We start from the raw sequence: 26,782 nt of genomic DNA on the forward strand, positions 1-26,782 counted from the left end.
AGAATCAATGCCGTGCACCTCTTCAAGCACAATCCGTGCCGGACAGCCGTGGCACAAGGCTGGGCATGACGAGTCGGAGGTCGTGAAGGCCGACAGAGCCCGGCAACGACCATGACCGCCTATGCCGAGCTCGCCGTCACCACCAACTTCTCGTTCCTGCGCGGCGCCTCGCATCCCGAGGAGCTGGTCGTGCAGGCGAAGGCGCTCGGGCTCGCGGGGCTCGGCATCGCCGACCGCAACTCGGTCGCCGGCGTGGTGCGGGCCCACGAGGCCGCCAAGGAGCACGGTGTGCGGCTCGCCGTCGGGGCGCGCCTCGTCTTCGCCGACGGCACGCCCGACATCCTCGCCTATCCGCAGGACCGCGCCGCCTGGGGCCGGCTGACCCGGCTTCTGACGCTCGGCAAGCGCCGCGCCGGAAAGGGCGAGTGCACGCTCTATTTCGACGATCTGATCACGTCGGCCGAGGGGTTCAGCCTGATCATTCTGGCGGAGGGGCGGGGACGTGTTGCTCCGCCCTCGTCATGCGCGGGCTCGCCCCGCGCATCCATCGTGAAAGACAGGATCTCGCGACAGGGATCGAGGGCCGGATCGAGCCCGGCCATGACGGAGCGGAAAGCCGAAGGGCAGGGGACACGCCGCGATTCCTTGTTTGCATCCCTCCGTTCCGCCGGCGCCCGCGTCTGGCTCGGCGCCTGCATGCGCCGGCACGGCGACGATGCGCGACGACTCGCCCGGCTCGCGGCGCTCGCGGCCGAGACGAAGACGCCGCTGATCGCGGTCGGCGACGTGCTCTATCACGTGCCCGAGCGGCGGCCGCTGCACGACGTGATCACCTGCGTGCGCGCCCACACGACGCTCGATGCCGCCGGCCGGTTGCTCGCGCCCAACGCCGAACGGCATCTGAAGTCGCCGGCCGAGACGGCGCGCCTGTTCCGCGCCGCGCCCGAGGCGGTGGCGCAGACGCTGGCGTTCCTGGAGACCTGCCGCTTCTCGCTCGACGCGCTCGCCTATGATTATCCCGACGAGGTGCGCGAGGGCTTTGCGACCCCGCAGGACGCGCTGGTCGCCTATGCCGAGGAGGGCGCCCGCCGCCGTTATCCGGACGGCGTGCCGGCAAAGGTGCGACACGCGCTCGATCACGAATACGCGCTGATCGGCGCGCTGCGTTACGCACCCTATTTCCTCACCGTGCACGACATCGTGCGTTTCGCGCGCGCGCGCGGGATTCTCTGCCAGGGCCGCGGCTCGGCGGCGAACTCGGCCGTCTGCTACTGCCTCGGCATCACCGAGGTCGATCCGGCGCGCGCCGATCTCCTGTTCGAGCGCTTCGTCTCGGCCGAGCGGCGCGAGCCGCCCGACATCGACGTCGACTTCGAGCACGAGCGGCGCGAGGAGGTGATCCAGTACATCTACGGCCGCTACGGCCGGGCGCGCGCCGGCCTCGCCGCGACCGTGATCTGCTGGCGCGGCCGCAGCGCGATGCGCGACGTCGGCAAGGTGTTCGGCCTCACCGAGGACGTGATCGGCTCGCTCGCCGGCACGCTGTGGGGATTTTCACGCGAGGCGCTGTCCGACCAGCATGCGACGCGCGCCGGGTTCGATCCCGCCGACCCGCGGCTGGCGAGCGCGCTCGTGCTGGCGCGCGAGCTGACCGGTTTCCCGCGCCATCTCTCCCAGCACGTCGGCGGCTTCGTGATCACGCGCGGCCGCCTCGACGAGCTCGTGCCGATCGAGAACGCCGCCATGGCGGAGCGCACCGTCATCGAATGGGACAAGGACGATCTCGACACCCTGAAGATCCTCAAGATCGACGTGCTGGCGCTCGGCATGTTGACCTGCCTGCGGCGCGTGCTGGATTGTCTGCAGCGGCATTACGGGGAGAGCTTCCGCGGCGGGGCTCCCGTCTTCCCTCTCCCCGCGCGCGGGGAGAGGGTGGCTCGGACCGAAGGTCCGAGTCGGGTGAGGGGGCCTCTCGTGGATACGGAGACGCCCCCTCACCCGGATTCGGCGCTGGACGCGCCGAATCCGACCTCTCCCCGCACGCGGGGAGAGGTGAACGCGGCGCCGAGTCCGTCCGCCCGCCTCGACCTCTCGGTCATCCCGCCCGAGGACGCGGCCGTGTACCGGATGCTGTCGCGGGCCGATTCGGTCGGGGTGTTCCAGGTCGAGAGCCGCGCCCAGATGACCATGCTGCCGCGGCTGAAGCCGCAGGCGTTCTACGACCTCGTCATCGAGGTGGCGATCGTGCGGCCCGGCCCGATCCAGGGCGACATGGTGCATCCCTATCTGCGCCGCCGCCAGGGGCGCGAGCCGGTGACGTTCCCCTCGCCCGCGCCGGAGCACGGTCCGGCCGACGAGCTCGCGCAGGTGCTCGGCAAGACGCTCGGCGTGCCGCTGTTCCAGGAGCAGGCGATGCGCATCGCCATCGTGGCGGCCGGCTTCACGCCGAGCGAGGCCGATCAGCTCCGCCGCGCCATGGCGACGTTCCGCCGCGTCGGCACCATCAAGTACTTCCGCGCCAAGCTGATCGACGGCATGGCGGCGCGCGGCTATCCGCGCGACTTCGCCGAGCGCTGCTTCGATCAGATCGAGGGTTTCGGCGAGTACGGGTTTCCGGAGAGCCACGCGGCGAGCTTCGCGCTGCTCGTCTATGCGTCGGCCTGGATCAAATGCCGCTATCCGGACGTGTTCGCCGCCGCGCTCTTGAACAGCCAGCCGATGGGCTTCTACGCCCCGGCCCAGATCGTCCGCGACGCGCAAGAGCACGGCGTCGAAGTGCGGCCGATCGACGTGAGCTTTTCCGACTGGGACAACGGGCTGGAGGTTGTTTCAGATCATGCAGCCTGGTCATGGCCGGGCTCGTCCCGGCCATCCACGTCCTTGCCCGTGGCACCACCGGACGACGTGGATGCCCGGGACAGGCCCGGGCCTGACGGGACGGAGGGTGTGGTGACGAGCACGACATCCCGTCTCCACCCTCGCCATGCCGACATGGCGGGCGACATTCGCTCCACCCATGCGGTGCGGCTCGGCTTTCGTCAGATCTCCGGGCTGAAGGAGGAGGACGGGCGCAAGATCGCGGCGGCGCGCGGCGACGGCTACGACTCGATAAGAGATCTGTGGCTGCGCACCAAGCTCTCGCCGGCCGTGCTCGAAACGCTCGCCGAGGCGGATGCGTTCCGCTCGCTCGGGCTCGACCGGCGCCAGGCGCTGTGGGCCGTGCGGGCGCTGCGTCGCGCCGGCGACAAGGACGACCTGCCGCTGTTCGCCCGCGTCACGACGCCCGAGCAGGAGCCCGACGTCGCACTGCCGCCGATGCGGCTCGGCGAGCACGTCGTCGCCGACTATCGCCACCTGCATCTGTCGCTGAAGGCCCACCCGGTGTCGTTCCTGCGTGCGGATCTCGACCGCCGCCGGATCATCCCGAACGCGCGGCTGGCGGCGCTGCCGTCGGGCCGGCGTGTGAGTGTCGCCGGCCTGGTGCTGGTGCGCCAGCGCCCCGGCACGGCGAAGGGTGTGATCTTCGCGACCCTGGAGGACGAGACCGCGGTCGCCAACGTGATCGTCTGGCCGCAGGTGTTCGAGACGTTCAGGCCGATCGTGCTCGGCGCGCGGCTGGTCGCCGTCACGGGCCGGCTGCAGAACGAGCAGGGCGTGATCCACGTCGTCGCCGAGCGGCTCGACGATCTCACGCCGCTCCTGAGAAAGCTCGCCGAGGACGCCGGCTGCATCGACACGCTGGCGCGCTGCGACGAGTTCAAGCGGCCGATCCCCGAGAACCGTCAGCCGCAGCGCGCCGGTGCGTCGCTCGCCGTGCTGCTGCGCGAGGCCCCCGCTCTCGGCGACGATCTCGCTCCCGCCGCACGGGTGCGCAGCGCCATGCCGAAGGGACGGAATTTCAGGTGAGAACGGCGCTTCTCCTCACCTCTCCCCGTCGGGGAGAGGGAGCCTGCCGTGCCCGCGGCCACGCGGAAACTGATGACGCCCACGGCGGTGGAGAAAACACTCACTCCACGCAGCGGCTCGCCGGGAACGTGAACAGCTTGCTGTCGCCGATCAGATGCGCCGTGAACTCCGCCCCGTCGAACACGGTCGCGAACGCCGCGTGGCGGATGTTGAGGCCGCCCGTGAACGCCCCGAAGGCCGGCATCACCAGGCGGCGGCCGTCGGTCGCGAAGCAGCGCCGCGTCAGGCTGCGGCCGCGCTGGACGACGCGGGCGCACGGGTGCAGGTGGCCGGCGATCTCGCCCGTGGTGCCGAGGCCGGCCGGCTCGTGGCGCAGCACCAGCGGCTCGTCCCGCACCTCGCGCGTGAACGTGCCGCCGAGGTCGCGGCCCGGGACGGGATCGTGATTGCCGGCGATCCACACCCAGTCGCGCCCGCGCTGGAGCGACGCGAGCTGCGCGCGATCCTCCGGGGTCAGCCGCTCGGCGCCGGCCGTATCGTGAAAGCTGTCGCCGAGCGCGACGACGACGGCGGGATCGTAATAGGCGACCACCCAGGCGAGCCGCTCCAGCGTCTCGGCGGTGTCGAACGGCGGCAGCAGCGCGCCGCGCAGCGCGCAGGCCGAGCCCTTCTCCAGATGCAGGTCGGCGACCAGCAGCATGCGCCGCTCGGGCCGATAGAGCGCGCCGGAGAGATCGGCGACGAGCGACACGCCGGCCACGGAAACCACGGTGCCGCTCGCCCGACGCCCGACCGACCGACGTCCGACCGACCGACGCGCGCGCGCGCCTTCGACGCCCCCGCCCTCGTCGCATGTGATCAGTTCCGCCGCCGCGGCGGCCCGAGTCCTCACCCCCACGCTTCCCTCACCTCCACGCTTCCCTCACCCCATCGCCTCCCTGAGCAGATCCGCCTCGGCTTCCATCAGCAGCGCTTCGGACGCTTCACCGTGGACGGACTCGCGGCCGATCTCCAGCATCACCGGAACGGCGAGCGGAGACACGCGTGGCAGCGGCACGTGGACGATTCGCCCCCTCACCCGAGAGAGCAGCAAACCGAGCCGACGGATGTCAAGCAGGCCGGTCGCGGCCTCGGCCCGGGCGGCGCGCAACAACATGTGATCGGGCTGGTGCTTGCGGAGCACGTCGTAGACCAGATCGGTCGAGACCGTCACCTGCCGGCGGCTCTTGTCCTCGCCGCCGGTGCGGCGCTCGATCAGTCCGGCGATCACGGCGCACTGGCGGAAGGTGCGCTTCATCAGCGCCGATTCGGCGAGCCAGGCGTCGAGATCGTCGCCCAGCATGTCCTCGTCGAACAGCGCGTCGAGCGAGAGCGCACCGCGCTTCACGGCGAACGACAGATCGCCGAGCCCCCACACGGCGAGCGCATACTCGCTGGCGACGAAGCCGAGCGGCTTCTGGTGCGCCCGCTCGAGACGACGGGTCAGCAGCATGCCGAGCGTCTGATGGGCGAGCCGGCCCTCGAACGGGTAGCAGACGAGATAATGCTTGTCGGCGCGCGGAAACGTCTCGACCAGGAGCTCGCCCGGCTTCGGCAGGCGCGAGCGCAGCCGTTGCAGATCGAGCCAGTCGTGGACCTGATCAGGAAGCCGCCGCCACGTCGAGGGCGTCGCCAGCATGTCGCGCACCCGCCCGGCCAGATAGGTCGACAGCGGAAACTTTCCGCCCGCATAGACCGGAACCTTGGGATCCTCCGCGTGGGCGCGCGACACGTAGGCCGAGTCCTCGGCCAACGCTTCGTAGCGCAGCACCTCGCCGGCGAACAGGAAGGTGTCGCCCGGCACCAGCCCCTCGATGAAATACTCCTCCACCTCGCCCAAGAGCTTGCCGGCGCGCCCGACCACGCCGGCAGGACCGCGTGTCGCCATGCCGCGCGTCGCCGTGCCGCGCGCCCGCACCAGCCGGATCTTGATCATCGGCTCCTCGACGATGGTGCCGACATTGAGTCTGTAACGTTGTGCGACGCGCGGATGGGTGACGCGCCAGCGGCCGTCGGCCCCTTTTCTGGTCTTGGCGAAACGCTCGTAGGCCTTCAGCGCGTAACCGCCGGTCGCGACGAAATCGACCACGGCGTCGAAGTCCTCACGCGCGAGATCCGCGTAAGGCGCGGCCGCGCGCACCTCCGCGAACAGGTCGTCGGAGGAGAACGGCGCCGCGCAGGCGCAGCCGAGCACGTGCTGGGCCAGCACGTCGAGCGCGCCGGTGCGCAGCGGCGGCGTGTCCTGGGCGTTCTCGGCGACCGCGTCGATGGCGGCGCGGCATTCGAGAACCTCGAACCGGTTCGCCGGCACCAGCACGGCGCGCGACGGCTCGTCGAGGCGGTGGTTGGCGCGGCCGATGCGTTGGGTCAGCCGCGATGCACCCTTCGGGGCGCCGACGTTGATCACGAGATCGACGTCGCCCCAATCGATGCCGAGATCGAGCGACGAGGTGCATACGATGGCGCGCAGCCGCCCCTCCGCCATCGCGGCTTCGACCTTGCGCCGCTGGGCGACGTCGAGCGACCCGTGATGGAGCGCGATGGCGTGGCCGTCCTCGTTGACGCGCCACAGCGCCTGGAACAGGAATTCGGCCTGGCTGCGGGTGTTCACGAACACCAGCGTGGTCGTGTGGCGGCCGATCAGATCGTAGATCTCGGCGAGTGCATGGGCGGCCGAGTGGCCCGACCACGGCAGGTGCTCGGCGGTGTCGAGCATCGTCACGATCGGCGCGGCGCCGCCGTCCGCCTGCACGATCAAGGCCCGCTCGGTCGCGGGCCGGACGATCTCGGCTCCCGCCGTGTCGCCGCCGCGCTGCGGCACCAGAAAGCGCGACAGCTCCTGCGGGTCCGCCACCGTCGCCGAGAGGCCGACCGTCGTGACACCCGGCGCCGTCGCGAACAGGCGTGACAGGCCGAGCGAGAGCAGATCGCCGCGCTTCGACGTGACGAGCGCGTGCAGCTCGTCGAGCACCACGCGGCGCAGCGATCCGAACAGATAGGGCGCGTCGGCGCTGGCGAGCAGCAGCGCGAGCTGCTCGGGCGTGGTGAGCAGGATGTCGGGCGGATCGCGGCGCTGTCGCGCGCGACGGCTCTGCGGCGTGTCGCCGGTGCGCGTCTCGATGCGCACCGGCAGCCCCATCTCGGTCACGGGCCGCTCGAGATTGCGGGCGATGTCGACGGCCAGCGCCTTCAGGGGCGAGACGTAGAGCGTGTGCAGGCCGCCGCTCCGCTGTTCGGACGAAGCGAAGAGCCCCCCACCCGACGCGCGCTTCGAACGCTTCGTCGCGCGCCCTTCGAAAATCTCCACCAGCGTCGGCAGGAAGCCGGCCAGCGTCTTGCCGGCGCCGGTCGGCGCGATCAGCAGGGTCGAACGGCCGGCCCGGGCCGCGGCGAGCAGGGCGAGCTGGTGCCCGCGCGGCGTCCAGCCGCGCTGCGCGAACCAGCGCGCGAAGGGATCGGGCAGATCCGGCGCGGGCGTGTCGGAACGTCGGGGCTCGCTCACCGGTTCGTGGTAGCGCGTCGGCGCACCCGTTCCAAGCCCGATGTTCGCGGTTCATTCTCGCGCGCCGGCCGACCGTCAGGATTGCGCGCTGCGCCGTTTCGGTCCGCGAGGGCCGGCGCTAGGCTCGACGCGTCACGGGGTCGAGGCCATGTCGCTCTATTCCTCCTTGCTGCGTCCCGCGCTGTTCCGCCTCGATCCCGAGCGCGCCCACCATCTCGCGATGGCGGCCGGGGCGCGCGCCGGCGCTCTCGCCCCGCTGATGCGGGCCGTGACGGCGGTGAACGACCCGCGTCTCGCCGTCGACGTCGACGGCCTGCACTTTCCGAGCCCCGTCGGCCTCTCCGCCGGATTCGATAAGAACGGCGAGGCCGTGGCGACGCTCGCCGGGCTCGGCTTCGGCTTCGTCGAGATCGGCTCGGTGTCGGCCGAGCCGTCGGCCGGCAATCCGCCGCCGCGCCTCTTTCGTCTGCCGGCCGATCGCGCGCTGGTCGTCGCCTACGGGGTGCCGAACGAGGGCGCCGCCGCGGTGGCGCATCGGCTCGCAGGCCACCGGCTGCCGGTGCCGCTCGGCATCAACATCGTCGCCACCAATCGGGGCCGCGGCGCGCCGCCGATCACGGACGACGCGCTGATCGCCGAGTACATGCACGCCGCGCAGGTGCTGGCGCCGACCGCCGACTACCTGATGTTCAACCTGAGCTGCCCGAACACCACCGACGGCTGTGATTTCTTCGCCGATCCGGGCCGGCTCGACGCCTGGCTGACGGCGCTCGACGAAACGCCCTGTGCGAGCCGTCCATCGTTCCTGAAGGTGTCGCCGCTCGGCGGCGTCGCCATGATCGAGCGGCTGCTGGAGATCACGGGCCGGCACCGAAAAATCTCCGGCTTCATGTTCAACCTGCCGAGCGGCCGGCGCGACGGCCTCGTCACGCCCGAGGCGGAGTGGAGAGGCTGGCCCGGCGCCGTGTCCGGCCCGCCGTCGGCCGCGCTGCTCGACGAGTGCCTCGTCGAATGCTTCCGCCGCATGGATCGCGGCCGCTATGTGCTGTTCGCCTCCGGCGGCGTGTCGTCGGCCGCGGACGCCTACGCCAAGATCCGCAAGGGCGCTTCGCTGGTCGCGCTGCTGACGGCGCTGATCTACGAGGGGCCGGGTGTGGTGCGGACGATCACCCGCGGCCTCGCCGCGCTGCTGGCGCGCGACGGCGTGAAGCACGTGTCCGAGGTGGTGGGCGCGGATGTGAGGTGAGGGCCGCGAGCCGGCAGCCCCCTCCCATCGCGCGCCGAAGTGCCTATGTTGAAAGCATGCGTCCGGAGAGCCTGCTCGTCCCGACGCCGGCCGGGCTGTGCTGTCCGGCGGGCGGCTTCCACATCGATCCGCTGCGGCCGGTGGCGCGGGCCGTGATCACGCACGCGCACGCCGACCACGCGCGCGCGGGCCACGGCGCCGTGCTGGCGACGGCCGAGACGCTCGACCTGATGCGGCTGCGCTACGGCGAACGCTTCGCCGGCACCGTGCAGGCGGTGGCGTATGGCGAGCGGATCGTGATCGACGGCGTGACGGTGAGCCTGCATCCGGCCGGCCACGTGCTCGGCTCCGCCCAGATCCGGGTCGCGAAGGACGGGCTCGTGATCGTCGCCTCGGGCGACTACAAGGACGTGCCGGATCCGACCTGTGCGCCGTTCGAGCCGGTGCCGTGTCACGTCTTCATCAGCGAGGCGACGTTCGGGTTGCCGGTGTTCCGCCACGGCGACGCCGCGGCCGAAGTCGAAAAACTGATCAGATCGGTGCGGCTGTTCGCGGATCGCACCCACCTGGTCGGCGCCTACACGCTCGGAAAAGCGCAGCGGCTGATCGCGCTCTTGCGCGCCGCCGGATACGAGGCTCCGATCTATCTCCATGGCGCCGTCGAGGCGATCACGTCCTATTATGCGGGCCGCATGGATCTCGGCGAGCTGCGGCCCGTGCGCGACGCGGCGAAGGGCGCGTTCGCCGGCGCCGTCGTGCTGTGCCCGCCCGCGGCGCTCGGCGACCGCTGGTCGCGGCGCTTCCCCGATCCGATCGCCTGCTTCGCCTCGGGCTGGATGCGCATCCGGGCGCGGGCGCGCCAGCGCGGCGTCGAGCTGCCGCTGGTCGTGTCCGACCATTGCGACTGGGATGGCCTCACCCGGGTCATCCCGGCGACCGGCGCCGAGGAGATCTGGCTCACCCACGGCGCCGAGGAGGCGCTGGTCCACTGGTGCGGCACCAAGGGGCTTCGCGCGAAACCCCTGCATCTCGTCGGTTACGGCGAGGAGGAGGTGGAGATCGTCGAGGCGGCGATCGCCGGTCCTGATCAGGACGCGACGGGCGGCAAGCCCGCGGGCGGACCGGCATGAATCGTTTCGCCGCCCTCGTCGACCGCCTCGCCTACGAGCCCGGCCGCACCGCCAAGCTGCGGCAGATGACCGACTACTTTCGAAGCACGCCGGATCCCGAGCGCGGCTTCGCGCTCGCCGCCCTCACCGGTGCGCTGTCGTTCCCGCACGCCAAGCCGGGTCTGATCAGAACCCTGATCGCCGAGCGCACCGACCCGGTGCTGTTCGAGATGTCCTACGACTATGTGGGGGATCTGTCGGAGACGGTGGCGCTGATGTGGCCTGCGCCGCCGACCACGCCTTTTCCCTCGCCCCGGGTGCGGGGAGAGGGTGACTCGCCGCGCAGCGGCGAGTCGGGTGAGGGGGCGCCTCCGTATCCACGAAACGCCCCCTCGCTCGCCGAGGTGATCACGACGTTGCAGACGCTCGGCAAGGCCGAGCTGCCGTGCACGCTCGCGCACTGGCTCGACGGGCTCGACGAGACCGGGCGGTGGGCGCTTCTGAAGCTCGTCACCGGCGGCTTGCGCATCGGCGTGTCGGCACGGCTCGCCAAGACCGCCGTGGCGGCGCTCGGCGGCAAGGAGGCCGACGAGATCGAGATTCTCTGGCCCGGCCTCGCGCCTCCCTACGAAAATCTGTTCGCCTGGGTGGAGGGACGCGGAGAGAGGCCGGCGGCCGACGATCCGGCGTGCTTCCGCCCGCCGATGCTGTCGCACGCGATCGGCGCGGACGACTTCAAGACCTTGAACCCGAGCGACTTCGTCGCCGAGTGGAAGTGGGACGGCATCCGGTTGCAGGCGGCGGCCGGCACCGGCCCGGACGGACGGCGCGTCGCCCGTCTGTTCTCGCGCACCGGAGAGGACATCTCGGCGTCGTTTCCGGATCTGGTCGAGGTGTTGCGCTTCGACGGCGCGATCGACGGCGAATTGCTGATCGTGAGCGAGGGGCGCGTGCAGTCGTTCAACGTGCTGCAGCAGCGGCTGAACCGCAAGTCCGTCACGGCGAAGCTGATCAGCGAGTTTCCGGCCCATTTTCGGGCCTATGATCTGCTGGTCGACGGCGACGACGATCTTCGTGAAAAGCCGTTCCTGGAGCGACGCGCCCGCCTCGCGGCCCTGGTGGCGCGGCTCGCCGAGCCGCGCATCGATCTCTCGCCCGAGATCCCGTTCGACGATTGGGACGCGCTCGCGAAGGCGCGCGCCGCGCCGGGCAACGTCGGGGCCGGACCGGACGCCCAGGCGATCGAGGGCGTGATGCTCAAGCGGCGCGACGCGCCCTATCTGCCGGGCCGCCCCAAGGGCCTCTGGTGGAAGTGGAAGCGCGATCCGTTCATCGTCGACGCCGTGCTGATGTACGCGCAGCGCGGCCACGGCAAGCGCTCGTCCTATTACTCCGACTACACGTTCGGCCTGTGGCGCGACGGCGCGGCCGGCGACGAGCTGGTGCCGGTCGGCAAGGCCTATTTCGGCTTCACGGACGCGGAGCTTCTGACGATCGACCGGTTCGTGCGGCAGAACACGGTCGACCGCTTCGGCCCGGTGCGCGAGGTGGTGCACGACAAGGACACGGGCCTCGTCTTCGAGGTGGCGTTCGAGGGGCTGCAGCGTTCGACCCGCCACCGCTCCGGCATCGCGATGCGGTTCCCGCGCATCAGCCGGCTGCGCTTCGACAAGCCGCCCGGCGAGGCCGACCGGCTCGACACGCTGCGCGCGATGCTCGACGCTGCCGAGCGGACACCCGCCTCCAGCGGCCGCGTGCTCGACACGTCTGCCGCGCGCACCGGCAAGCGCAAGGGCGGGTGAGGGCGGGGCGCGCCGTTCACGACGTCGATCGTGCTCAACCGGGACGATGGTCGACAGGTCCGGGTTGAGTTTGCGGTCTGTTCCGCCGCGTCCCTCCGCCCGTCCGAGGCTGCGCGAACCGACGGAACAAACCGCGGCGATCGATCAGGCCGATGTCGTGTGCGCAGACGCGCACCACATGGTCGCCCGTCTCGAGCTCCCGGAAGCCGAGCAACTCGCCCGCGAACGCGTCGCCGACGAAGATCTGCTCACCGAAGGCCTGCCGTATAAGCACGCCTACGACGTCGTCGACCGCCACGCCCTGGCGCTCGACGACACGGGCGAGCGCCTCGTCTTCGGCTCGACCACGGGCGGCCTGTGGGTGAGCGAGGACCAGGGTGACGGCTCGGCCGGCATCAGCCACACCCTGCCGTCCGTCTGCGCGGTGCGGTTCGGGTAGGAGGCGCGAGGCTTTTGGTCGGCAGCGATCCCGAGAGCCGATCCTCGACGTGCGGCACGGCCTGCTCTCTGCCCCGCAAGGGGGGAGCCGGCCGAAGCCCGCGGCCGCGCGACGAACCGATCGATCCGTCCGATCACCCCGCCCGCAGCGCCATCAGGGCGGCGGCGTGGACGCGCTTGTCGCCGGCCGCGACGATGCGGCCGCCGCGCTCGGGCGGCGCGCCCTCCCAGGTCGTCATGATGCCGCCGGCACCGGCGATGATCGGGATCAGGGCGGCGACGTCGTGCGGCTTCAGCTCGGTCTCGATGATCAGGTCGATGTGGCCGGCCGCCAGCATGCAGTAGGAATAGCAGTCGCCGCCGTAGCGGGAGAGCCGCACCTGCTCCTCGACCTTGCCGAAGGCGGCGCGGTCGGCGGCGTTCATCAGCCGCGGGCTGGTGGTGAACAGCACGGCCCGCTCCAGGCTCTCGCAGGGGCGCACCAGCATGGCGCGCTCGCTGCGGGGGCCGCGATAGCGGGCGACCTTGCCGTCGCCCGAGAATCGCTCGCCGTAATAGGGCTGGTGCATCATGCCGAACACCGGGGTGCCGCGGCGGGTCAGCGCGATCAGCGTGCCCCAGGCCGGCATGCCGGAGATGAACGACTTGGTGCCGTCGATCGGGTCGAGCACCCAGACATATTCGGCCTCCGGCCGGTCGGCGCCGAACTCCTCGCCGACGATGCCGTGGCTCGGGAAGGTGTCGCGGATCATCGCCCGCATGGCGAGCTCGGCCGCCCGGTCGGCCGCCGTGACGGGGTCGAAGGCGCCGCCCGCGTTCTTGTCGTCGACGGTGAGCGAGGTGCGGAAGAACGGCAGGATCGCCTCTCCCGACACGGTCGCCAGGCGGTCGATGAACGCCGAAAAATCGATTGCCGTCATTGATGGCCCCTCGCCCCGGCGGGGCAATCCCGCGGCCTGCGATGAAAATGGATCCGTGTCGGTCCGGGCGCGGCTCCGCCGCCGGCGGCCGCCCCACACCCAGATGGCGTATAAGAGGTCGCGGCGGCGGGCAACCCGGCCGTTGGTCTCGCCGCGACCGGCCGCCACTCGCCGGGCGGCCCGCGGGTGGCTCGCAGGCGGCTCGCAGAGGCGGATCGCAACGGCGGCTTGCGGGTTCGGCCGCCCGCATGCGACGACGGCGGCGGGCCGCCACCGGCCCGCCGGGATCCGCTCCATGACCGACCATTCGTCCCGACCGGCCGTCCCGGCCGGCGGCGGCACCGCCGTCCGCGCCACCGCGGCGCGATCGGCCCCGCGATCGACCGCACGCGTGATGGCGCTCGTCGCCACGCTGGGCGCCGGCTATGTGGTGAGCCAGTTCCTGCGCAACGGCATCGCCGTGCTGGCGCCGACCCTGACGGCCGATCTGGGCCTGTCCGCCAAGGATCTGGCTCTGGTGTCGAGCGTCTTCTTCTTCGTCTTCGTCGCCGTGCAGATCCCGCTCGGCGTGGCGATCGACCGCTTCGGTCCGAAGCGGGTCATGCTCGCCTTCGCGGGCCTGGTGATCGGCAGCACGCTCCTGTTCGCCGCCGCCGAGACCGCGACCGAGCTCCTGGTCGCCCGCGCCCTGATGGGCATCGGCACCGCCTGTTACCTGATGGCGCCGCTCGCTTTCTATGCCCGGGCGTTTCCACCAGAGAGGTTCGCGACGCTCGCCGGCCTGCAGCTCGGCGTCGGCACGCTCGGCTCGCTCCTCGCCACGGCGCCGCTGGCGCTCGCCAGCGCGGCGGTCGGCTGGCGCGCCACCTTTGCCGCGACGGCCGGGCTGATGGGCCTGATCGCGCTCCTGGTCGCCGTGCTGATGCGCGAGCCGCAGGCGGCGCCCGAGACGCGCCGCGAGACGGTCGCCGACGGGCTGCGCGGCGTCCTCGCGGTGTGGCGGCTGCCCGACGCGCCGCGCCTGTTCGTCATGAACCTGACCGCCTATTCGAGCTTCGCGCTCGTCGTCGGCCTGTGGGGCGGCCCCTACCTCACCGACGCCTACGGCCACGATCTGACCGCCCGCGGCGCCCTCCTGTTCGTGCCGGCCCTGACCCAGGTCGCCGGCATGATCGTCTGGGGCGCGGCCGACCGGGTGTTCGGCGGCTACAAGGTGCCGACGCTGATCGGCGCGCTGGCCACCGCCCTGCTGCTCCTGCTGCTGGCCGTCCTCGGCACCCTGCCGGCGCCGGCCCTGTGGGCGTGGCTCGCCGCCTTCGGTTTCTGCTCGGCTTTCCTGCCCGTGGTGATCGCCCATGGGCGCGCCTGCTTTCCCGATCGCTTGGTCGGCCGCGGCATGACACTCATGAATATGGGGACAATGGGGGGCGGCTTTCTGTCGCAGCTTCTCGGGGGATTATTGATCCACCACTTCGCCCCGGTCGCCGGGCGTGCTCCGCTGGACGCATACCGCGCGGTTTTCTTTGCACAATTTGTGTTCTGCCTAATCGGTGTGCTGGCCTACGTGAAGGTCCGCGACCGACTCCGATAGTCTATGGCGCGAAAGCAACTGTCGCCGAAAAGCCCGCGAAGCGCGGAGCCGCTATGCCGGGCTCGGCTTGCAATTGGTGCGTTGCGATGACATATTTCTGCGGTGCGGTAGCGCGATCGCTCGTGTTACCGCCGCCCTCCTTGGGCGTTTCCTCCCTAGACTTGGGCCGCTGGCACGCGCTGGCGGCCTCTTTTTTTGTGGCTACACTTGGGCAGCCGGCAACTATAACTTGGACGTGAGCGGCACGACCGTGCGTAGACGTCTTGCGCGTTATGATTGATCAACCCTGAATGCTCGCACCGACACGAACAATTATGACGCGCCGTGCTCGTGTTTATACACAAGCACGAAAGACTAGCGTCGAAGTGGCTATTCGGCGGCCGCGCGGCAAGGCTTGAGATCGTCCGGCGCCAGCTCGGAGAGGCGATCGACCACGATCTCGAGATCGGCCATCACCCGCTCGAACCCGGCCGCCCGCGTCTGCCGCCGCTCGTCCATGTAGAGGCCGCGGTTGATCTCGAACTGCAGGACGTGGATGCCGTTGGCCGGGCTGCCGTAATGCTCGGTGATGAAGCCGCCCGCATAGGGCTTGTTGCGGCCGACCCCATAGCCGAGGTCACGCAGCGCCGTCTCGACCGCGGCGGAGACGAGGGGCGAGCAGCTGGTGCCGTAGCGATCGCCCAGGATGACGTCGGCGCGGGGGCGCTCGTCGCGCGGCCCGGCGCTCGACGGCATCGAGTGGCAGTCGATCAGCACCGCGACTCCGAAGTCCCGCTGCGTGCGTCCGAGCAGTCGCCGCAAGGTCCGGTGATACGGCTTGTAGAGCGTCTCGATCCGGGCGAGGGCGTCGTCGATCGGCAGGCGGCGCCCGTAGATCTCCTGCGCGTCGCCGACCACCCGGGCGATGGTACCGAGCCCGCCGGCCACCCGCATCGAACGGGTGTTGGCATAGGACGGCAGGCGGCCGTCGAACATGCGCGGGTCGAGCTCGTAGGGCTCGCGGTTCACGTCGACATAGCAGCGCGGGAAGAACGCCCGCATCAGCGGATAGCCGCGCGTCACAACGCCGGCGAACAGCTCGTCGACGAACGTGTCCTCGGAGCGCCGCAGGGTCGCGAGATCGAGCCGGGTCGTCTCCAGGAAGATCCGCGGATACACGCTGCCGCTGTGCGGCGAGTTGAACACCAGCGGACCGGCCGCGACGGCGGGCTCCTGAAGGTCGAACGGGGGATCGAGCTCGTCGGGCGAATCGGACATGCGGCTAAGGCGGACCTGGGTGCTGGTCGGGACGAGCCCGGACGGGCCGGTCGCGGCAACGGCGTCGCGGCACGGTGATCCGGAAAAGGAGGCCGGGGCGCGGCCCCGCCGCCGGACGGCGCGACGGTCGCGTCGCCCGGACGTCATCATTGTCCATCATGTGACAGGCCGTGCCAAGTTCGATGCACGATCGATGCGCAATCGAGGCCCGATCGCCGGCTGCTTCACTTCGTGTTTACCAGGACTCGCGCTTATGGAATGTTGAACAAGGGACCGGGCACGGGGCCGGCCGAGTCTTCGGCCGAGGGACGCGCGATGGAACAGCCGGGTGAAGGGATGTCCAGGATTCTGCTGGCCGAAGACGACAACGACATGCGCCGCTTCCTGGTGAAGGCGCTGCAGAACGCCGGCTACGAGGTCACCTCCTACGACAACGGCCTGTCGGCCTATCACCGGCTGCGCGAGGAGCCGTTCCAGCTTCTCTTGACCGACATCGTGATGCCGGAGATGGACGGCATCGAGCTCGCCCGCCGGGCCTCCGAGCTCGACCCCGACATCAAGATCATGTTCATCACCGGCTTCGCGGCGGTCGCGCTCAACCCCGATTCGGCCGCCCCCAAGCACGCCAAGGTGCTGTCGAAGCCGTTCCACCTGCGCGAGCTGGTGACCGAGGTCCAGAAGATGCTGACCGCGGCCTGAGGCCGAGGCTCGGCATCCGCCGGCCGGCGGAGCGGAGCGTCCGGTCGCCGCCGCGACAGTCGCCGCAGGGATGGTTGCCGCTCCGGACCGTCACACGACCTTCGTCTGCACCCTTGCCCCGGCCCCGGCGAGCCGATATAGGAACCCTCACCTCGGCCCCGACCACGCCGAGGCCCGGGACTTCGGTTCCGGCCGGGAACCGGCCCTCGGCCCGTCTCCCGAAGCCGTCATCGACGGCGGGCGCGTAGCTCAGCGGAAGAGCACTACCTTGACATGGTAGGGGTCACAGGTTCGATCCCTGTCGCGCCCACCATCGTCCCGACCCGCTTCCCACACGTCGGAGCGCCGGCCTTCTCCCATCGGGAGAGCACTTATGCGGTGGGGCGGTGCTTGTGACCGGCGGGCCGGGGTGACATAGCTGGCGGCTCGGCCCTGCTCCTGCCCGGGCGCCCCATGACCGACCTGAAATCCGCCGCGGCGCCGACCGCGACCCGCCGCTTCGCCGACCATCTCGGCCCGCTCGCCAGCGCCGCCGGGATAGCCTTCGTCGTCTGGCAGGCGGTCGTCCACGGACTGCCGGCGGCGCTCGTCACGGCGCCCGGCGAGAGCCTCGCGGTGCTGCTCGGCGCCACCGGCCTGCAGGCGCTCGGCGCCGTCGCGACCGGCATCGGCTGGGTGGTGCTGCTGCGCCTTCTGGTGCGGCCGACGATGCGCAAGAGCTGCCTGTTCGGCATCTTCCTCTACACCCAGCTCGACCGCTACCGGCCCGGCAACGTGCTGCAATACGCGCACCGGCACGCGGCCCTCGCCCCGTTCGGCGTGACGATCGGCGAATCGCTCACCGTGGCGATGGCCGAGGCGCTGTGCCTGCTCACCGCCACCGGCATCCTGGTCGGCATCGCGGCGGCGCTCGGCCGGTTCGACGGGAGCCTGCCGTTCCGCATCGCCGGCGAGTTCTCGCTCGCCGTCACCGGCATGGCCGGTGTGGCGCTGCTGGTGATGGTGGTGCTGCAGCGCTCGGTGGTCGCCCGCGTGTTCGCCTCGCGCCGCGCCGTCGTCCGGATGCTGTTCGCGGTCGGCCTCGACATCGCGACCTTCGCGGCCATGGGGCTGGCGCTCGACGCCCTGATCGGCCTCGTCGCCCCGGACGTGACCCGCGATCTCGTCTCGCTGTCGGCGGTCTGCGCCGCGGCGTGGCTCGCCGGCTTCGTCATGCCGGGCGCGCCGGCCGGGCTGGGGGTACGCGAGGTGGTGCTGACCGTGCTGCTGGCGCCCGTCGTCGGCGGTGACGCCGCCGCGATCGCGCTGGCACTGCGGCTCGCCGCCGTCCTGGCCGACGCGCTGGCGGCCGGCGCCGGCCGCCTGATGATGCTGCACGCCCATCCGCGCCCGCCGCTGGGGGCCGACGCACGCTGACGCCTGGTCCCGTCGTCGCGGGACGCGTCGTGCCCGCCGCCGTCACGGCCCGGGCGGCAGCATGCCCTTCTGTTCGAGAAGCTTCGCGGCCTCCGGGCTCGCCAGCGCCGTCAGGAACGCCGTCGCGGCGGCGGGGTCGCGCGGCGCCACCGACAGGCCGCCCGCATAGACCGTGTAGTTCTGGATCTCGGCCGGCAGCGCGCCGACCAGCACGGCCTCCTTCACGGCGAGAATCTCGCTGACCTGGTGGATGGCGAGATCGGCCTCGTCCGACACCACCTTGGTGGCGACGAGCCCGCCGGGCACGAGCACGGCCTTGGCCTTGACGGCATCGGCGACGCCCCACTGCGCGAACAGCTTCATCAGGTAGATGCCGCTCGATCCGCCCGAGGCCGGGTCGATCATCGCGACCTTGTTCGCAGCGAGCAGCGTTTTCTTGAACGACTCGACCGTCGAGATGTCCGGCTTCGGCGCGCCCGTCGCGACCGCGACACCGATGCCGACGCGGGCGAGCGGCACCGGCGGACCGGCCGCGATCCGGCCCTTCTCGGCGAGGCCCTTCAGGCCGGCGGGCGTGAGCACGATCACGTCGAAGCTTTCGCCGCCCTCGACCCGGCGCACCAGTGCGCCGGCCGTGTCGTTGACCACCTCGACCTTGTGGCCCGTGGCTTTCTCGAACGGCACCACGGTCTCCAGCACGATCGGCTTGAAGGCGCCGGTGGTGAGCACCTTGATGTCCGCCGCGGCGGCGGGCGAGGTGGTGGCCAGCGCGGCGACCAGGGGCGCGGCGACGACGGTCGCGGCAACGAGAGATGTGGCAACGAGAGTTGCGACGAGGCGAGAGACGATCGACATGAGATCCTCGGGGGTGAGGCGGAGCGGAACCGGCGGCCGCATCGTCCGCGACCGCGCGGCCGCTGTCCAGCGCGGACATCGGAGCCGAACCGTCACGATCGAAAGCCGCTCTACCCCTGCAGTCCCTGGACGATCGGCATTCTGGCCGCCCGGATCGCCGGCAGGAGGCCGCCGATCAGGCCGACGATCAGGGCGAGCGCCACGCCCTGGCCGATCAGGCCCGGTGTGAGCTGGAAGCTGAACACGATCTGGGTGAAGCTCGCGCCGAGCGTCGCCGCCGAGAAGCCGTCGAAGACCAGGAAGGTGGCGACCGCGCCGATGACGCCGCCGATGCCGGCGAGCAGCAGCGACTCGACCAACGTGCCGACGAAGGCCGGGAAGCCGCCGAACCCGATGGCGCGCAGCGTCGCGATCTCGACCGAGCGCGAGGCGACCGACGAGTACATGGTGTTGAGCGCGCCGGCGAGCGCCCCGAACGCCATCGCGATGGCGAGCGGCCAGCCGAGCTTCTGGATCAGATCCGAGGTCTGCGACGACTGCTCCGAGAAGTAGTCCTTCTCGGATTTGACGTCGAGCTTCAAGCGCGGATCGCCGTCGTTATAAGCTTTGAGAGCCCCGAGTGCCCCGGGGTCGGCGAGTCGGGCGCGAAGAATCTGGAACGTGTTGGGGCGGTTGAACAGGCTCTGCACGACCGGCAGATCGGCCCAGATCTCCGATTCGAAGACGCTGCCCTCGGCCTCGAACACGCCGACCACGATCCACTGGCTGGTGCCGAACTTCACGGTGCGGCCGAGCTCGAAGCCGGAGAACTCGCGCAGCAGGCTCTTGCCCACCACCACCTCGTTGCGGCCGGGCTCGAACATGCGGCCCTCGACCAGGCGGATGCCCTTGCGGATCGCCGCGCCGCTCTCGCCGATGCCGCGCAGCGGCAGGTTCGCCTTGGTGCCGGTGGTGCGCTTGATGCCGTCGACGACGAGATACAGCTCGGCCGAGGTGAGCGGCTTGCCCTGCGCGTCGCGGGCGACGCCCGGCGCGTCCTCCAGCAGGCGCACCTGGTCGCGCGCGATGACGCTGTTCAGCTCCGCCCGGGCGCCGGCGCGCAGCACGATGGCGATGTCGTCGGCGCCGGAGCTCGCGAGCGTGCGGCGGAAGCCGGCCGACATGGCGAGGAACGACAAGAGCACCATCACGACCAGGGCGACCGCGACCACGGTCGACAGCGACAGCCAGAAGCGCTGCGGGATGCTCCGCAGGTTGATGGCCGTGACGGCGGCGATCTGCTTCAGCATGTCAGCCGCGCCCCATCGCTTCGACGATCTTCAGCTTGAAGGCGTTGAGGGCCGGCACCAGGCCGGTGGCGAGCCCGAGCAGCACCATGAACCCGAACGCGGTCAGCACGATGCCGGGGCTCATCTGCAGGCCGGGCACGAACATGGCGAGCGTGTTGCGCATGAAGTAGGTGAACACGGTGGCGAGCGCGAGGCCCAGCGTGCCGCCGATGAAGGCCAGCAGCAGTGTCTCGCCGAGCACCAGCCTCAGCACCCGCGCACCCGAGAAGCCGAGCGTCTTGAGCACGGCGATCTCGCGGGTGCGCTCGCGCACCGCCATCACCATGGTGTTGCCGACGATCATCAGGATCGTGACGAAGGCGGCGCCGACGACCAGCGTGACGATCAGGGCGACGTTGCCGAGTTGCGCCACGAAAGCCTTGTTGAAGGCCTTCTCGGTGTCGGTCGCGGTCTCCCAGGAGGAGTTGGCGAACATCGCGTCGATGGTCTTGATCACCCGGTCGTTGATGGCCGACGACTCGGTCTTCAGGATCAGCCAGCCGATCGTGTCCTTGGCGAACGAGCGGGTCTCGTCGAAATACGGGTACTGGATGAACATCAGGTTGGAGTCGCCCTGCGGCTTCGCCTTGTCGAAGATGCCGACGATGGTGACGTCCCAGGTGTGGGTGCCGTTCTTCTGCGAGAAGATGCTGGACGAGATCGGGATGCGGTCGCCGACCTTCCAGCCCCACTTGTCGGCGAGGGCGCGGCCGACCAGCGCTCCGGTGCGGTTGCGCACGAAGGCCTGCGTCATCTCCGGCCCGAAGGCGAAGTCGCTCGCGGTGATCCGCAGATAGCTCTCCGGCTCGACCGCCATGACGATCACGAAGTTCTTCGGATCCTGATAGTAGCCGCCGAACCAGTTGGCGAAGGTGACGTCCTTGACGCCCTCCACGGCGGCGATGCGGTTGAAGTAGGCGATCGGCAACGGCTGGGTGAAGTTGATCTTGTTGACCACCACCAGCCGGTCGGCCTCGGAGACGTCCTCGCCGGCGTTGAAGGCCCGCTCGAACGCCGCCAGCACGCCGAAGATCGCGAAGGCGATCAGGATCGAGACGATCATCAGGATCGCCCGCAGCTTCTTGCGGAACAGGTTCTTGCGGATCAGCAGGAGGTCGTTCACGCCGCCAGCTCCTTCTCCTCGAAATGCCCCTTGTCGAGGTGGAGGGTGCGCTTGGCGAAGCGTGCCGCGGCGGGATCGTGCGTCACCATCACGATGGTCTTGCCGAGATCGCGGTTGAGGATCTTCAGCATCCCGAGGATCTCGTCCGCCGAGGTGCGGTCGAGGTCGCCGGTCGGCTCGTCGCAGAGCAGGAGCTTGGGGTCCGACACGATGGCGCGCGCGATGGCGACGCGCTGCTGCTGGCCGCCCGACATCTCGCGCGGGTAGTGCTTGGCGCGATCCGCCAGGTTGACGATCGTCAGCGCGGTCTCGACGTGACGCTTGCGTTCCGCCTTGCCGAGGTTGGTGAGCAGCAGCGGCAGCTCGACGTTCTGGGCGGCGGACAGCATCGGCATCAGGTTGTAGAACTGGAACACGAAGCCGATCGTCGCGGCGCGCCAGCGCGAGAGCTGCCCCTCCGAGAGCGTGTCGATGCGCGAGCCGGCGACGACGACCTCGCCGGCGTCGGGGCGGTCGATGCCGCCGACCAGGTTGAGCAGCGTCGACTTGCCCGATCCCGACGGCCCCATCACGGCGACGAAGTCGCCCTCGGGGATCGTCAGGTCGAGCCGGTCGAAGATCGTGATGGCGTCGCGGCCCTTGACGAATCCCTTGCTGACGCCGGCGAGACGGACGAGAGGCATGTCGGACATCGACGCAGTCGCTCCGCTGGAGAATGGATGATGGTCACCGCGCGGCGGCAGCGCGCTCCGGCGCGGTCGCGGCGCCGGCCGGGCCGCCGCTCCCGCCGTTCGCCGCGGTGTCGTCCAGGAACGTCACCTTGACGGCCATGTCGGGCAGGATGCGCGGATCCTTCGCGCGGAAGCCGATCCGCACCTTGACGGTCGCCTTCTCGCGGTTGGCGGTCGGGACGATGGCGATCACATAGGCCGGGATGATCCAGTCCGGATAGGCGTCGAGCACGGCTTGCACCGGGCCGCCCTTGTGGACCCGGCCGATGAAGGCCTCGTTGACGTCGACCTCGACCTCGAGCGACTCCATGTCGACGATGGTGCAGATGCCGGTGCGGGTGAAGCTGCCGCCGGCCGACATCGGCGAGATCATCTCGCCGGGCTGCGCACTGCGGTCGACGACGACGCCGCCGAACGGCGCCTTGATGGTGTGCTTCTCCAACACCTCGCCGGCGCGCCGCGCATCCAGCGTCGCGGCCGCCTTCTGGGCCTTGGCCTGGGCGAGCTGGGCGCGCAGCACGTGGACGCGCGCCTCGGTGCGGGTGAGGTCGGCCTCGGTGGCGAAGCTCTTCTGCGACAGGCTGCGTGTGCGCTCCAGGATGCGCTCGGCGTCGCGCAGATCCGCCGAGATCGCCGTCACGGCGGCGTCGGCCGCCTCGACCCTGGCGGCGGCGAGCGCGAGGTCGGTCGCCGCGAGCGTGCTGTCGATGCGGGCGACCGGCTGACCGGCCTCCACCACCATGCCCTCCTCGACCAGCGTCTCGGTGACCTTGCCGGTGATCTCGGCCGCGACCGTCGCCTTGCGGCGCGCCACCACGTAGCCGGAGGCGGCGAGACCGGCCGCCCGTGGCCGCGCGGCCGGAGCGGTGGCCGGCGCCTGGCCGACGGTCGCCGGAGCCGGGCCGGTCGTCGGCTGAGCGGTCGGCGGGCCGGTCGGCGGGGCGGGGGTCGGGGGCGCCGACGTCTCGGCCGCCACCCGCGGGGCGGACGGCGCGCCCTCGTGCGGCACGACGGTCCAGACGGCGGCCGCCGCCGCGAGCCCGGCCGCGACGCCGCCGACCAGCACGGGCCACAGCCGACGACGCGGCGCCGCGGCCGCCGGGCTGCGGTCGATCGACAGCGACTGCAGAAGCTTCGTGCGGTCGTCCATCCGCCGTCGTCCATCCCTCGCTCCGGACGCGCCGGCGTCCCGGAAGATGTCGGGTCTCGTGGTCGGAATACGACCGGGCGGGGGCGCCGGACCTCCGATCTCGATGGTGGCCCTGAGATACGGCCGCAACCGGCCTAGCGCAACATCGTGACCCGCGGATGGTCGACTTTCGCGCGGCATCCTGAATGTCGCGCGCGGGGCTCGGTGCGGACGCGGCAGCGCATCGCCGATGCGGCGGGACGAAGAGTCGCGGGGCGTCGGGTCACCCCTGCCGCGCCACCGCGCCCGGCATCGGCTCGAGTGCCGGCTGGAGGCTCGGCACCAGGCGGCGCTTCTCGCGCCGCGCCGGGGCGACCCGGTAGACCTGCTTGGTCGCCTCGACGATGTGGACGCCGGCGAACGGCATGGCGAGCGTCGCGCCGGTGCGCTCCCAGGCGAGGGCCGAGCGCAGGAACCAGCGCTTGCCGATCGGCGGCATGTAGAGGGCCTCGCCCCACGAGGTCGGCGTGAACGAGGCTTCGCGCAGCAGGTGGACGATCTGGGTGCGCGAATAGGGACGGCCGTAGCCGAACGGCGTCGTGTCCATGCGGGCCCACAGGCCGCGGCGGTTGGGGATGACCACCAGGATGCGGCCGCTCGGCGCCAGCACGCGCCACACCTCGCGCAGGAGCGACAGGCCGTCCTCGGCCATCTCCAGCGCATGAACGAGCAGCACCCGGTCGACCGCGGCGTCGGTCAGCGGCAGGTCGTACTCCTCGACCAGGGCGGCGAGCGTCGGCCGCGCCGAGGGCCAGCGCACCACGCCCTGCTGGGCCGGCATGAAGGCGAGGCAGCGCTCGGCATGCTCGCGGAACAGGCCGAGATAGGGCGTCGGATAGCCGATGCCGAGCACCCGCTGGCCGCGGGTGTCGGCCCAGCGCGACCGAATGCCCCGGCCGACGAACCGGCGCGCCACCGTCCCGAGGTGCTGGGCGTAGAAATTCCGCAGGTCGACGACGTCGAGCGACATGGGACGGGTGACTGACTCTCGGGTGACTGAACTCTGGTGCAGCGGACGAGCGCGGCTTCGGCGCGCGCCGGCGAGACCGAATACGGCGGGGCGATCAAAACGCGGCGCGGGCCCGAACGCAAATCGAGATCGCCGGAAAGGTGACCGATTTGCGCCGGGCCCGCCCGGAGAGGAAAGGCCGGAGGCGGCACGCCGCCCCCGGCCGAGCCGTCGCGTGTCGCGCCGTCAGCGCTCGATGCACATGGCGATGCCCATGCCGCCGCCGATGCACAGCGTGGCGAGGCCCTTCTTGGCGTCGCGCTTGGCCATCTCGTGCAGCAGCGTCACCAGGATGCGGGCGCCCGACGCGCCGATCGGATGGCCGAGCGCGATGGCGCCGCCGTTGACGTTGACCTTCGAGGTGTCCCAGCCGAGCTCCTTGTTGACGGCGAGCGCCTGCGCCGCGAAGGCCTCGTTGGCCTCGACCAGATCGAGATCCTCGTGCTTCCAGCCGGCCTTCGCCAGGGCCGCACGGGTGGCCGGAATCGGCCCCGTGCCCATGATGGCCGGGTCGACGCCGGCATGCGCCCAGGAGGCGATGCGGCCGAGGATCTTGTGCCCGCCCTTCTCGGCGTCGCTGCGCCGCATCAGCACCACCATGGCGGCGCCGTCGTTGATGCCCGACGCATTGGCGGCCGTCACCGAGCCCTCCTTGTCGAAGGCGGGCCGCACTTTGGCCATCTGGTCGATGGTGGCGCCGTGGCGCGGGAACTCGTCGGTGTCGACGACCGTGTCGCCCTTCTTGGACTTGACCGTCACCGGAACGATCTCGTCCTTGAACTTGCCGGCCTTCTGGGCCGCCTCGGCCTTGTTCTGCGAGCCGACCGCGAACTCGTCCTGCTCGGCCTTGGTGATCTGCCATTTCTTGGCGACGTTCTCGGCCGTGACGCCCATGTGGTAGCCGTGGAAAGCGTCGAACAGGCCGTCGCGCAGCATGGTGTCGACGAGCTCGAGGCTGCCCATCTTCACGCCGCTGCGCAGATAGGCGAAGTGCGGCGACAGCGTCATCGACTCCTGGCCGCCCGCCACCACCACACCGTTGGCGCCGTCGAGGAGCTGCTGGGCGCCGAGCGCCACCGAGCGCAGGCCCGAGCCGCAGAGCTGGTTGATGCCCCAGGCTGGCGCCTCGACCGGGATGCCGGCGCCGATCGACGCCTGGCGGGCCGGGTTCTGGCCCTGCCCGGCGACCAGAATCTGACCGATGATCACCTCGGAGACGTCCTTCGCCTCGACCCCGGCGCGCTCCAACGCGGCCTTGATGGCGACCTTGCCCAGCTCGTGGGCCGGGAGGGTGCTGAACGCCCCGTTGAAATTGCCGACCGCCGTGCGCGCCGCGCCGACGATGACGATGTCGTCTGCCATGTTCGAAAGCTCCCTGGTTTGCGTTCGGACGGCCGCAGGGGCGAGTCCGCCCTGCGTGCCGCGTGATTCGCGGGCCCCGTTCGGTCGTGACCTCGATTATCGGTTGTCTGCGACGATCTCCGGACGGTGCCGGAGGCCGGATCTCGACGAGCTTGGCACAGCCGCTCTCACCTCGACAATCGCTGACGACGCCCGTGGTCGACGTTCGTGTCCCGGGTCGAGAGCCCGGGGGGTAGCGCCCGGGCACGCGCCCAGGGTCGCCGCTGCGGCGGCAGGTCGCGGGTCGCGACCCCGCGACGTGCAGGGCGATGCCGGCCTCCGAGCTTTTTGCGGATGCTCACACAAAACGGTAGCCGACGCCGAAGATTTCGCCTATTTTTTGGACCCCGAGCTCGTTTTGGGGCACGCGCACAAGACCTTCCGCACCGAGATCTTACGGACGATCCTACAGGACGCGCCCACAGACATCCCAGTTGCAGAGCGACAGCGCCATGGCCAAGTCGGAAGCCCCGGTTATCATCAAGAAATACGCCAATCGGCGGCTCTACAACACCGGTACGAGCACGTACGTCACGCTCGAGGATCTCGCCGCGATGCTGAAGTCGGGCGAGGATTTCGTCGTCTACGACGCCAAGACGGGCGAGGACATCACGCGCTCGGTGCTCACCCAGATCATCTTCGAGCAGGAGGGCAAGCAGGGCCAGAACCTCCTGCCGATCGCCTTCCTGCGTCAGCTCATCCGTTTCTACGGCGACAGCATGCAGATGCTGGTGCCGCGCTATCTGGAGTCCTCGCTCGACATGTTCTCGCGCGAGCAGTCGAAGTTCCGCGAGCAGATGACCCAGACCTGGGGCGTCGGCGGCTTCGGCTCGATGGAAGAGCAGGTGCGGCGGAACATGGAGATGTTCCAGCGCGCCTTCACGATGTTCACGCCCTTCGCGCGGCGCAGCGAGGCCGGCGAGTCCGAGCCGGCGGCCGAGCGGATCGACAGCAAGGCCGAGGCGCAGCCGGGCGAGATCGAGGCGCTGCGCCGTCAGCTCGAGGACATGCAGAAGCGCCTCGAGCGCCTCTCCGAGTCCGAGAAGGACAAGGGCGCCGCGAGCTGACGCGGCGCGAGTCACGACATCGCCGATCGTCGGGTGGGCAAAGGCGCGCCGAAGGCGTGCCGTGCCGACGCGATCGATTCAGCGGCGGCGAACCGCGTGGGCACGGCGCGTTCCGCGCCTTTGCCCACCCTTGTAACAGCGAGAGCGAGTATCG

Annotated in this window: 20 protein-coding genes and 1 tRNA gene; 10 read left to right on the forward strand and 11 right to left on the reverse strand. The window is 70.6% G+C overall.

Annotated features, from left to right (window positions below; all coding sequences use genetic code 11):
• The first annotated feature begins 111 nt into the window (after positions 1-111).
• Positions 112-3,906 carry a helix-hairpin-helix domain-containing protein gene (locus ACFSOX_RS22535; RefSeq protein WP_378480077.1) on the forward strand — a complete coding sequence of 1,265 codons (3,795 nt, stop codon included), beginning with the start codon at positions 112-114 and terminating at the stop codon, positions 3,904-3,906.
• Positions 3,907-4,006: 100 nt separating this feature from the next.
• On the opposite strand, the gene pdeM is transcribed toward ACFSOX_RS22535, so the two are convergent.
• Positions 4,007-4,675, reverse strand: a complete 669-nt coding sequence (gene pdeM, locus ACFSOX_RS22540) for a ligase-associated DNA damage response endonuclease PdeM (RefSeq protein ID WP_378480078.1) — start codon at positions 4,673-4,675, stop codon at positions 4,007-4,009.
• A 153-nt stretch (positions 4,676-4,828) separates the two neighbouring features.
• Positions 4,829-7,447 (reverse strand): ligase-associated DNA damage response DEXH box helicase, encoded by a 2,619-nt coding sequence (locus ACFSOX_RS22545; RefSeq protein ID WP_378480079.1) that lies wholly within the window; start codon positions 7,445-7,447, stop codon positions 4,829-4,831.
• A 148-nt stretch (positions 7,448-7,595) separates the two neighbouring features.
• On the opposite strand from ACFSOX_RS22545, the gene ACFSOX_RS22550 reads away from it, so the two are divergent.
• From ACFSOX_RS22550 to ACFSOX_RS22565, 4 genes are all read left to right on the forward strand, one after another.
• A complete protein-coding gene (locus ACFSOX_RS22550) occupies positions 7,596-8,693 on the forward strand; it encodes a quinone-dependent dihydroorotate dehydrogenase (RefSeq protein ID WP_378480080.1) in 1,098 nt (365 codons plus the stop codon).
• A gap of 56 nt (positions 8,694-8,749) precedes the next feature.
• Positions 8,750-9,823: a ligase-associated DNA damage response exonuclease gene (locus ACFSOX_RS22555; RefSeq protein WP_378480081.1), complete on the forward strand. Its 1,074-nt coding sequence runs from the start codon at positions 8,750-8,752 to the stop codon at positions 9,821-9,823.
• Positions 9,820-11,604, forward strand: coding sequence for a cisplatin damage response ATP-dependent DNA ligase (locus ACFSOX_RS22560; protein ID WP_378480082.1), 1,785 nt, complete (start codon positions 9,820-9,822; stop codon positions 11,602-11,604). Before ACFSOX_RS22555 ends, ACFSOX_RS22560 begins: the two co-directional genes overlap by 4 nt.
• A gap of 178 nt (positions 11,605-11,782) precedes the next feature.
• A complete protein-coding gene (locus tag ACFSOX_RS22565; RefSeq protein ID WP_378480083.1) occupies positions 11,783-12,043 on the forward strand; it encodes a hypothetical protein in 261 nt (86 codons plus the stop codon).
• Positions 12,044-12,176: 133 nt separating this feature from the next.
• On the opposite strand, the gene hisN is transcribed toward ACFSOX_RS22565, so the two are convergent.
• Positions 12,177-12,962: a histidinol-phosphatase gene (gene hisN, locus ACFSOX_RS22570; RefSeq protein ID WP_378480084.1), complete on the reverse strand. Its 786-nt coding sequence runs from the start codon at positions 12,960-12,962 to the stop codon at positions 12,177-12,179.
• Between the two features lie 295 nt (positions 12,963-13,257).
• On the opposite strand from hisN, the gene ACFSOX_RS22575 reads away from it, so the two are divergent.
• Positions 13,258-14,553 carry an MFS transporter gene (locus ACFSOX_RS22575; RefSeq protein WP_378480085.1) on the forward strand — a complete coding sequence of 432 codons (1,296 nt, stop codon included), beginning with the start codon at positions 13,258-13,260 and terminating at the stop codon, positions 14,551-14,553.
• Positions 14,554-14,922: 369 nt separating this feature from the next.
• Here the strand turns inward: ACFSOX_RS22575 and ACFSOX_RS22580 are convergent, their stop codons facing one another.
• Positions 14,923-15,810, reverse strand: a complete 888-nt coding sequence (locus ACFSOX_RS22580) for an N-formylglutamate amidohydrolase (RefSeq protein WP_378480086.1) — start codon at positions 15,808-15,810, stop codon at positions 14,923-14,925.
• A gap of 336 nt (positions 15,811-16,146) precedes the next feature.
• Here ACFSOX_RS22580 and cpdR point away from each other — a divergent pair, with 336 nt between their 5' ends.
• From cpdR to ACFSOX_RS22595, 3 genes are all read left to right on the forward strand, one after another.
• Positions 16,147-16,509, forward strand: coding sequence for a cell cycle two-component system response regulator CpdR (gene cpdR / locus ACFSOX_RS22585; RefSeq protein ID WP_272776476.1), 363 nt, complete (start codon positions 16,147-16,149; stop codon positions 16,507-16,509).
• 238 nt (positions 16,510-16,747) lie between these two features.
• Positions 16,748-16,822 (forward strand) — tRNA-Val (locus ACFSOX_RS22590).
• Between the two features lie 140 nt (positions 16,823-16,962).
• Positions 16,963-17,925, forward strand: a complete 963-nt coding sequence (locus tag ACFSOX_RS22595) for a hypothetical protein (protein ID WP_378480087.1) — start codon at positions 16,963-16,965, stop codon at positions 17,923-17,925.
• Between the two features lie 42 nt (positions 17,926-17,967).
• On the opposite strand, the gene ACFSOX_RS22600 is transcribed toward ACFSOX_RS22595, so the two are convergent.
• From ACFSOX_RS22600 to ACFSOX_RS22630, 7 genes are all read right to left on the reverse strand, one after another.
• Positions 17,968-18,780 (reverse strand): molybdate ABC transporter substrate-binding protein, encoded by an 813-nt coding sequence (locus ACFSOX_RS22600; protein WP_378480088.1) that lies wholly within the window; start codon positions 18,778-18,780, stop codon positions 17,968-17,970.
• A 110-nt stretch (positions 18,781-18,890) separates the two neighbouring features.
• Complete coding sequence (locus ACFSOX_RS22605) at positions 18,891-20,069, reverse strand: ABC transporter permease (protein ID WP_378480089.1); 1,179 nt, start codon at positions 20,067-20,069, stop codon at positions 18,891-18,893.
• Position 20,070: 1 nt separating this feature from the next.
• A complete protein-coding gene (locus ACFSOX_RS22610) occupies positions 20,071-21,231 on the reverse strand; it encodes an ABC transporter permease (protein ID WP_378480090.1) in 1,161 nt (386 codons plus the stop codon).
• Positions 21,228-21,923: an ABC transporter ATP-binding protein gene (locus tag ACFSOX_RS22615; protein WP_378480091.1), complete on the reverse strand. Its 696-nt coding sequence runs from the start codon at positions 21,921-21,923 to the stop codon at positions 21,228-21,230. The genes ACFSOX_RS22610 and ACFSOX_RS22615 overlap by 4 nt, the downstream gene beginning before the upstream one ends.
• Before the next feature lie 34 nt (positions 21,924-21,957).
• Positions 21,958-23,112: an efflux RND transporter periplasmic adaptor subunit gene (locus tag ACFSOX_RS22620; RefSeq protein WP_378480092.1), complete on the reverse strand. Its 1,155-nt coding sequence runs from the start codon at positions 23,110-23,112 to the stop codon at positions 21,958-21,960.
• 262 nt (positions 23,113-23,374) lie between these two features.
• The gene (locus ACFSOX_RS22625) at positions 23,375-24,121 is read right to left on the reverse strand and encodes a class I SAM-dependent methyltransferase (RefSeq protein WP_378480093.1); all 747 of its coding nucleotides are present in this window, start codon (positions 24,119-24,121) and stop codon (positions 23,375-23,377) included.
• A gap of 225 nt (positions 24,122-24,346) precedes the next feature.
• Entirely contained in the window at positions 24,347-25,522 is a 1,176-nt protein-coding gene (locus ACFSOX_RS22630; protein WP_378480094.1) for an acetyl-CoA C-acetyltransferase, read from the reverse strand.
• A gap of 491 nt (positions 25,523-26,013) precedes the next feature.
• Here ACFSOX_RS22630 and phaR point away from each other — a divergent pair, with 491 nt between their 5' ends.
• A complete protein-coding gene (gene phaR, locus ACFSOX_RS22635) occupies positions 26,014-26,628 on the forward strand; it encodes a polyhydroxyalkanoate synthesis repressor PhaR (protein WP_378480095.1) in 615 nt (204 codons plus the stop codon).
• Positions 26,629-26,782 lie beyond the last annotated feature (154 nt).

This window comes from Rhodoplanes azumiensis, from assembly GCF_042682915.1.
Lineage (GTDB): Bacteria > Pseudomonadota > Alphaproteobacteria > Rhizobiales > Xanthobacteraceae > Rhodoplanes > Rhodoplanes azumiensis.

Excerpts from the sequence above, each read along its gene's own strand:
- ACFSOX_RS22580 (WP_378480086.1), bottom strand. The coding sequence starts at position 15,810 with ATGTCCGATTCGCCCGACGAGCTCGATCCCCCGTTCGACCTTCAGGAG.
- ACFSOX_RS22595 (WP_378480087.1), top strand. The coding sequence starts at position 16,963 with ATGACCGACCTGAAATCCGCCGCGGCGCCGACCGCGACCCGCCGCTTC.
- ACFSOX_RS22615 (WP_378480091.1), bottom strand. The coding sequence starts at position 21,923 with ATGTCCGACATGCCTCTCGTCCGTCTCGCCGGCGTCAGCAAGGGATTC.
- ACFSOX_RS22555 (WP_378480081.1), top strand. The coding sequence starts at position 8,750 with ATGCGTCCGGAGAGCCTGCTCGTCCCGACGCCGGCCGGGCTGTGCTGT.
- ACFSOX_RS22620 (WP_378480092.1), bottom strand. The coding sequence starts at position 23,112 with ATGGACGACCGCACGAAGCTTCTGCAGTCGCTGTCGATCGACCGCAGC.
- ACFSOX_RS22560 (WP_378480082.1), top strand. The coding sequence starts at position 9,820 with ATGAATCGTTTCGCCGCCCTCGTCGACCGCCTCGCCTACGAGCCCGGC.
- cpdR (WP_272776476.1), top strand. The coding sequence starts at position 16,147 with ATGTCCAGGATTCTGCTGGCCGAAGACGACAACGACATGCGCCGCTTC.
- ACFSOX_RS22575 (WP_378480085.1), top strand. The coding sequence starts at position 13,258 with ATGACCGACCATTCGTCCCGACCGGCCGTCCCGGCCGGCGGCGGCACC.
- phaR (WP_378480095.1), top strand. The coding sequence starts at position 26,014 with ATGGCCAAGTCGGAAGCCCCGGTTATCATCAAGAAATACGCCAATCGG.
- ACFSOX_RS22565 (WP_378480083.1), top strand. The coding sequence starts at position 11,783 with ATGGTCGCCCGTCTCGAGCTCCCGGAAGCCGAGCAACTCGCCCGCGAA.
- ACFSOX_RS22550 (WP_378480080.1), top strand. The coding sequence starts at position 7,596 with ATGTCGCTCTATTCCTCCTTGCTGCGTCCCGCGCTGTTCCGCCTCGAT.
- ACFSOX_RS22535 (WP_378480077.1), top strand. The coding sequence starts at position 112 with ATGACCGCCTATGCCGAGCTCGCCGTCACCACCAACTTCTCGTTCCTG.
- ACFSOX_RS22605 (WP_378480089.1), bottom strand. The coding sequence starts at position 20,069 with ATGCTGAAGCAGATCGCCGCCGTCACGGCCATCAACCTGCGGAGCATC.
- ACFSOX_RS22625 (WP_378480093.1), bottom strand. The coding sequence starts at position 24,121 with ATGTCGCTCGACGTCGTCGACCTGCGGAATTTCTACGCCCAGCACCTC.
- ACFSOX_RS22630 (WP_378480094.1), bottom strand. The coding sequence starts at position 25,522 with ATGGCAGACGACATCGTCATCGTCGGCGCGGCGCGCACGGCGGTCGGC.
- ACFSOX_RS22600 (WP_378480088.1), bottom strand. The coding sequence starts at position 18,780 with ATGTCGATCGTCTCTCGCCTCGTCGCAACTCTCGTTGCCACATCTCTC.
- hisN (WP_378480084.1), bottom strand. The coding sequence starts at position 12,962 with ATGACGGCAATCGATTTTTCGGCGTTCATCGACCGCCTGGCGACCGTG.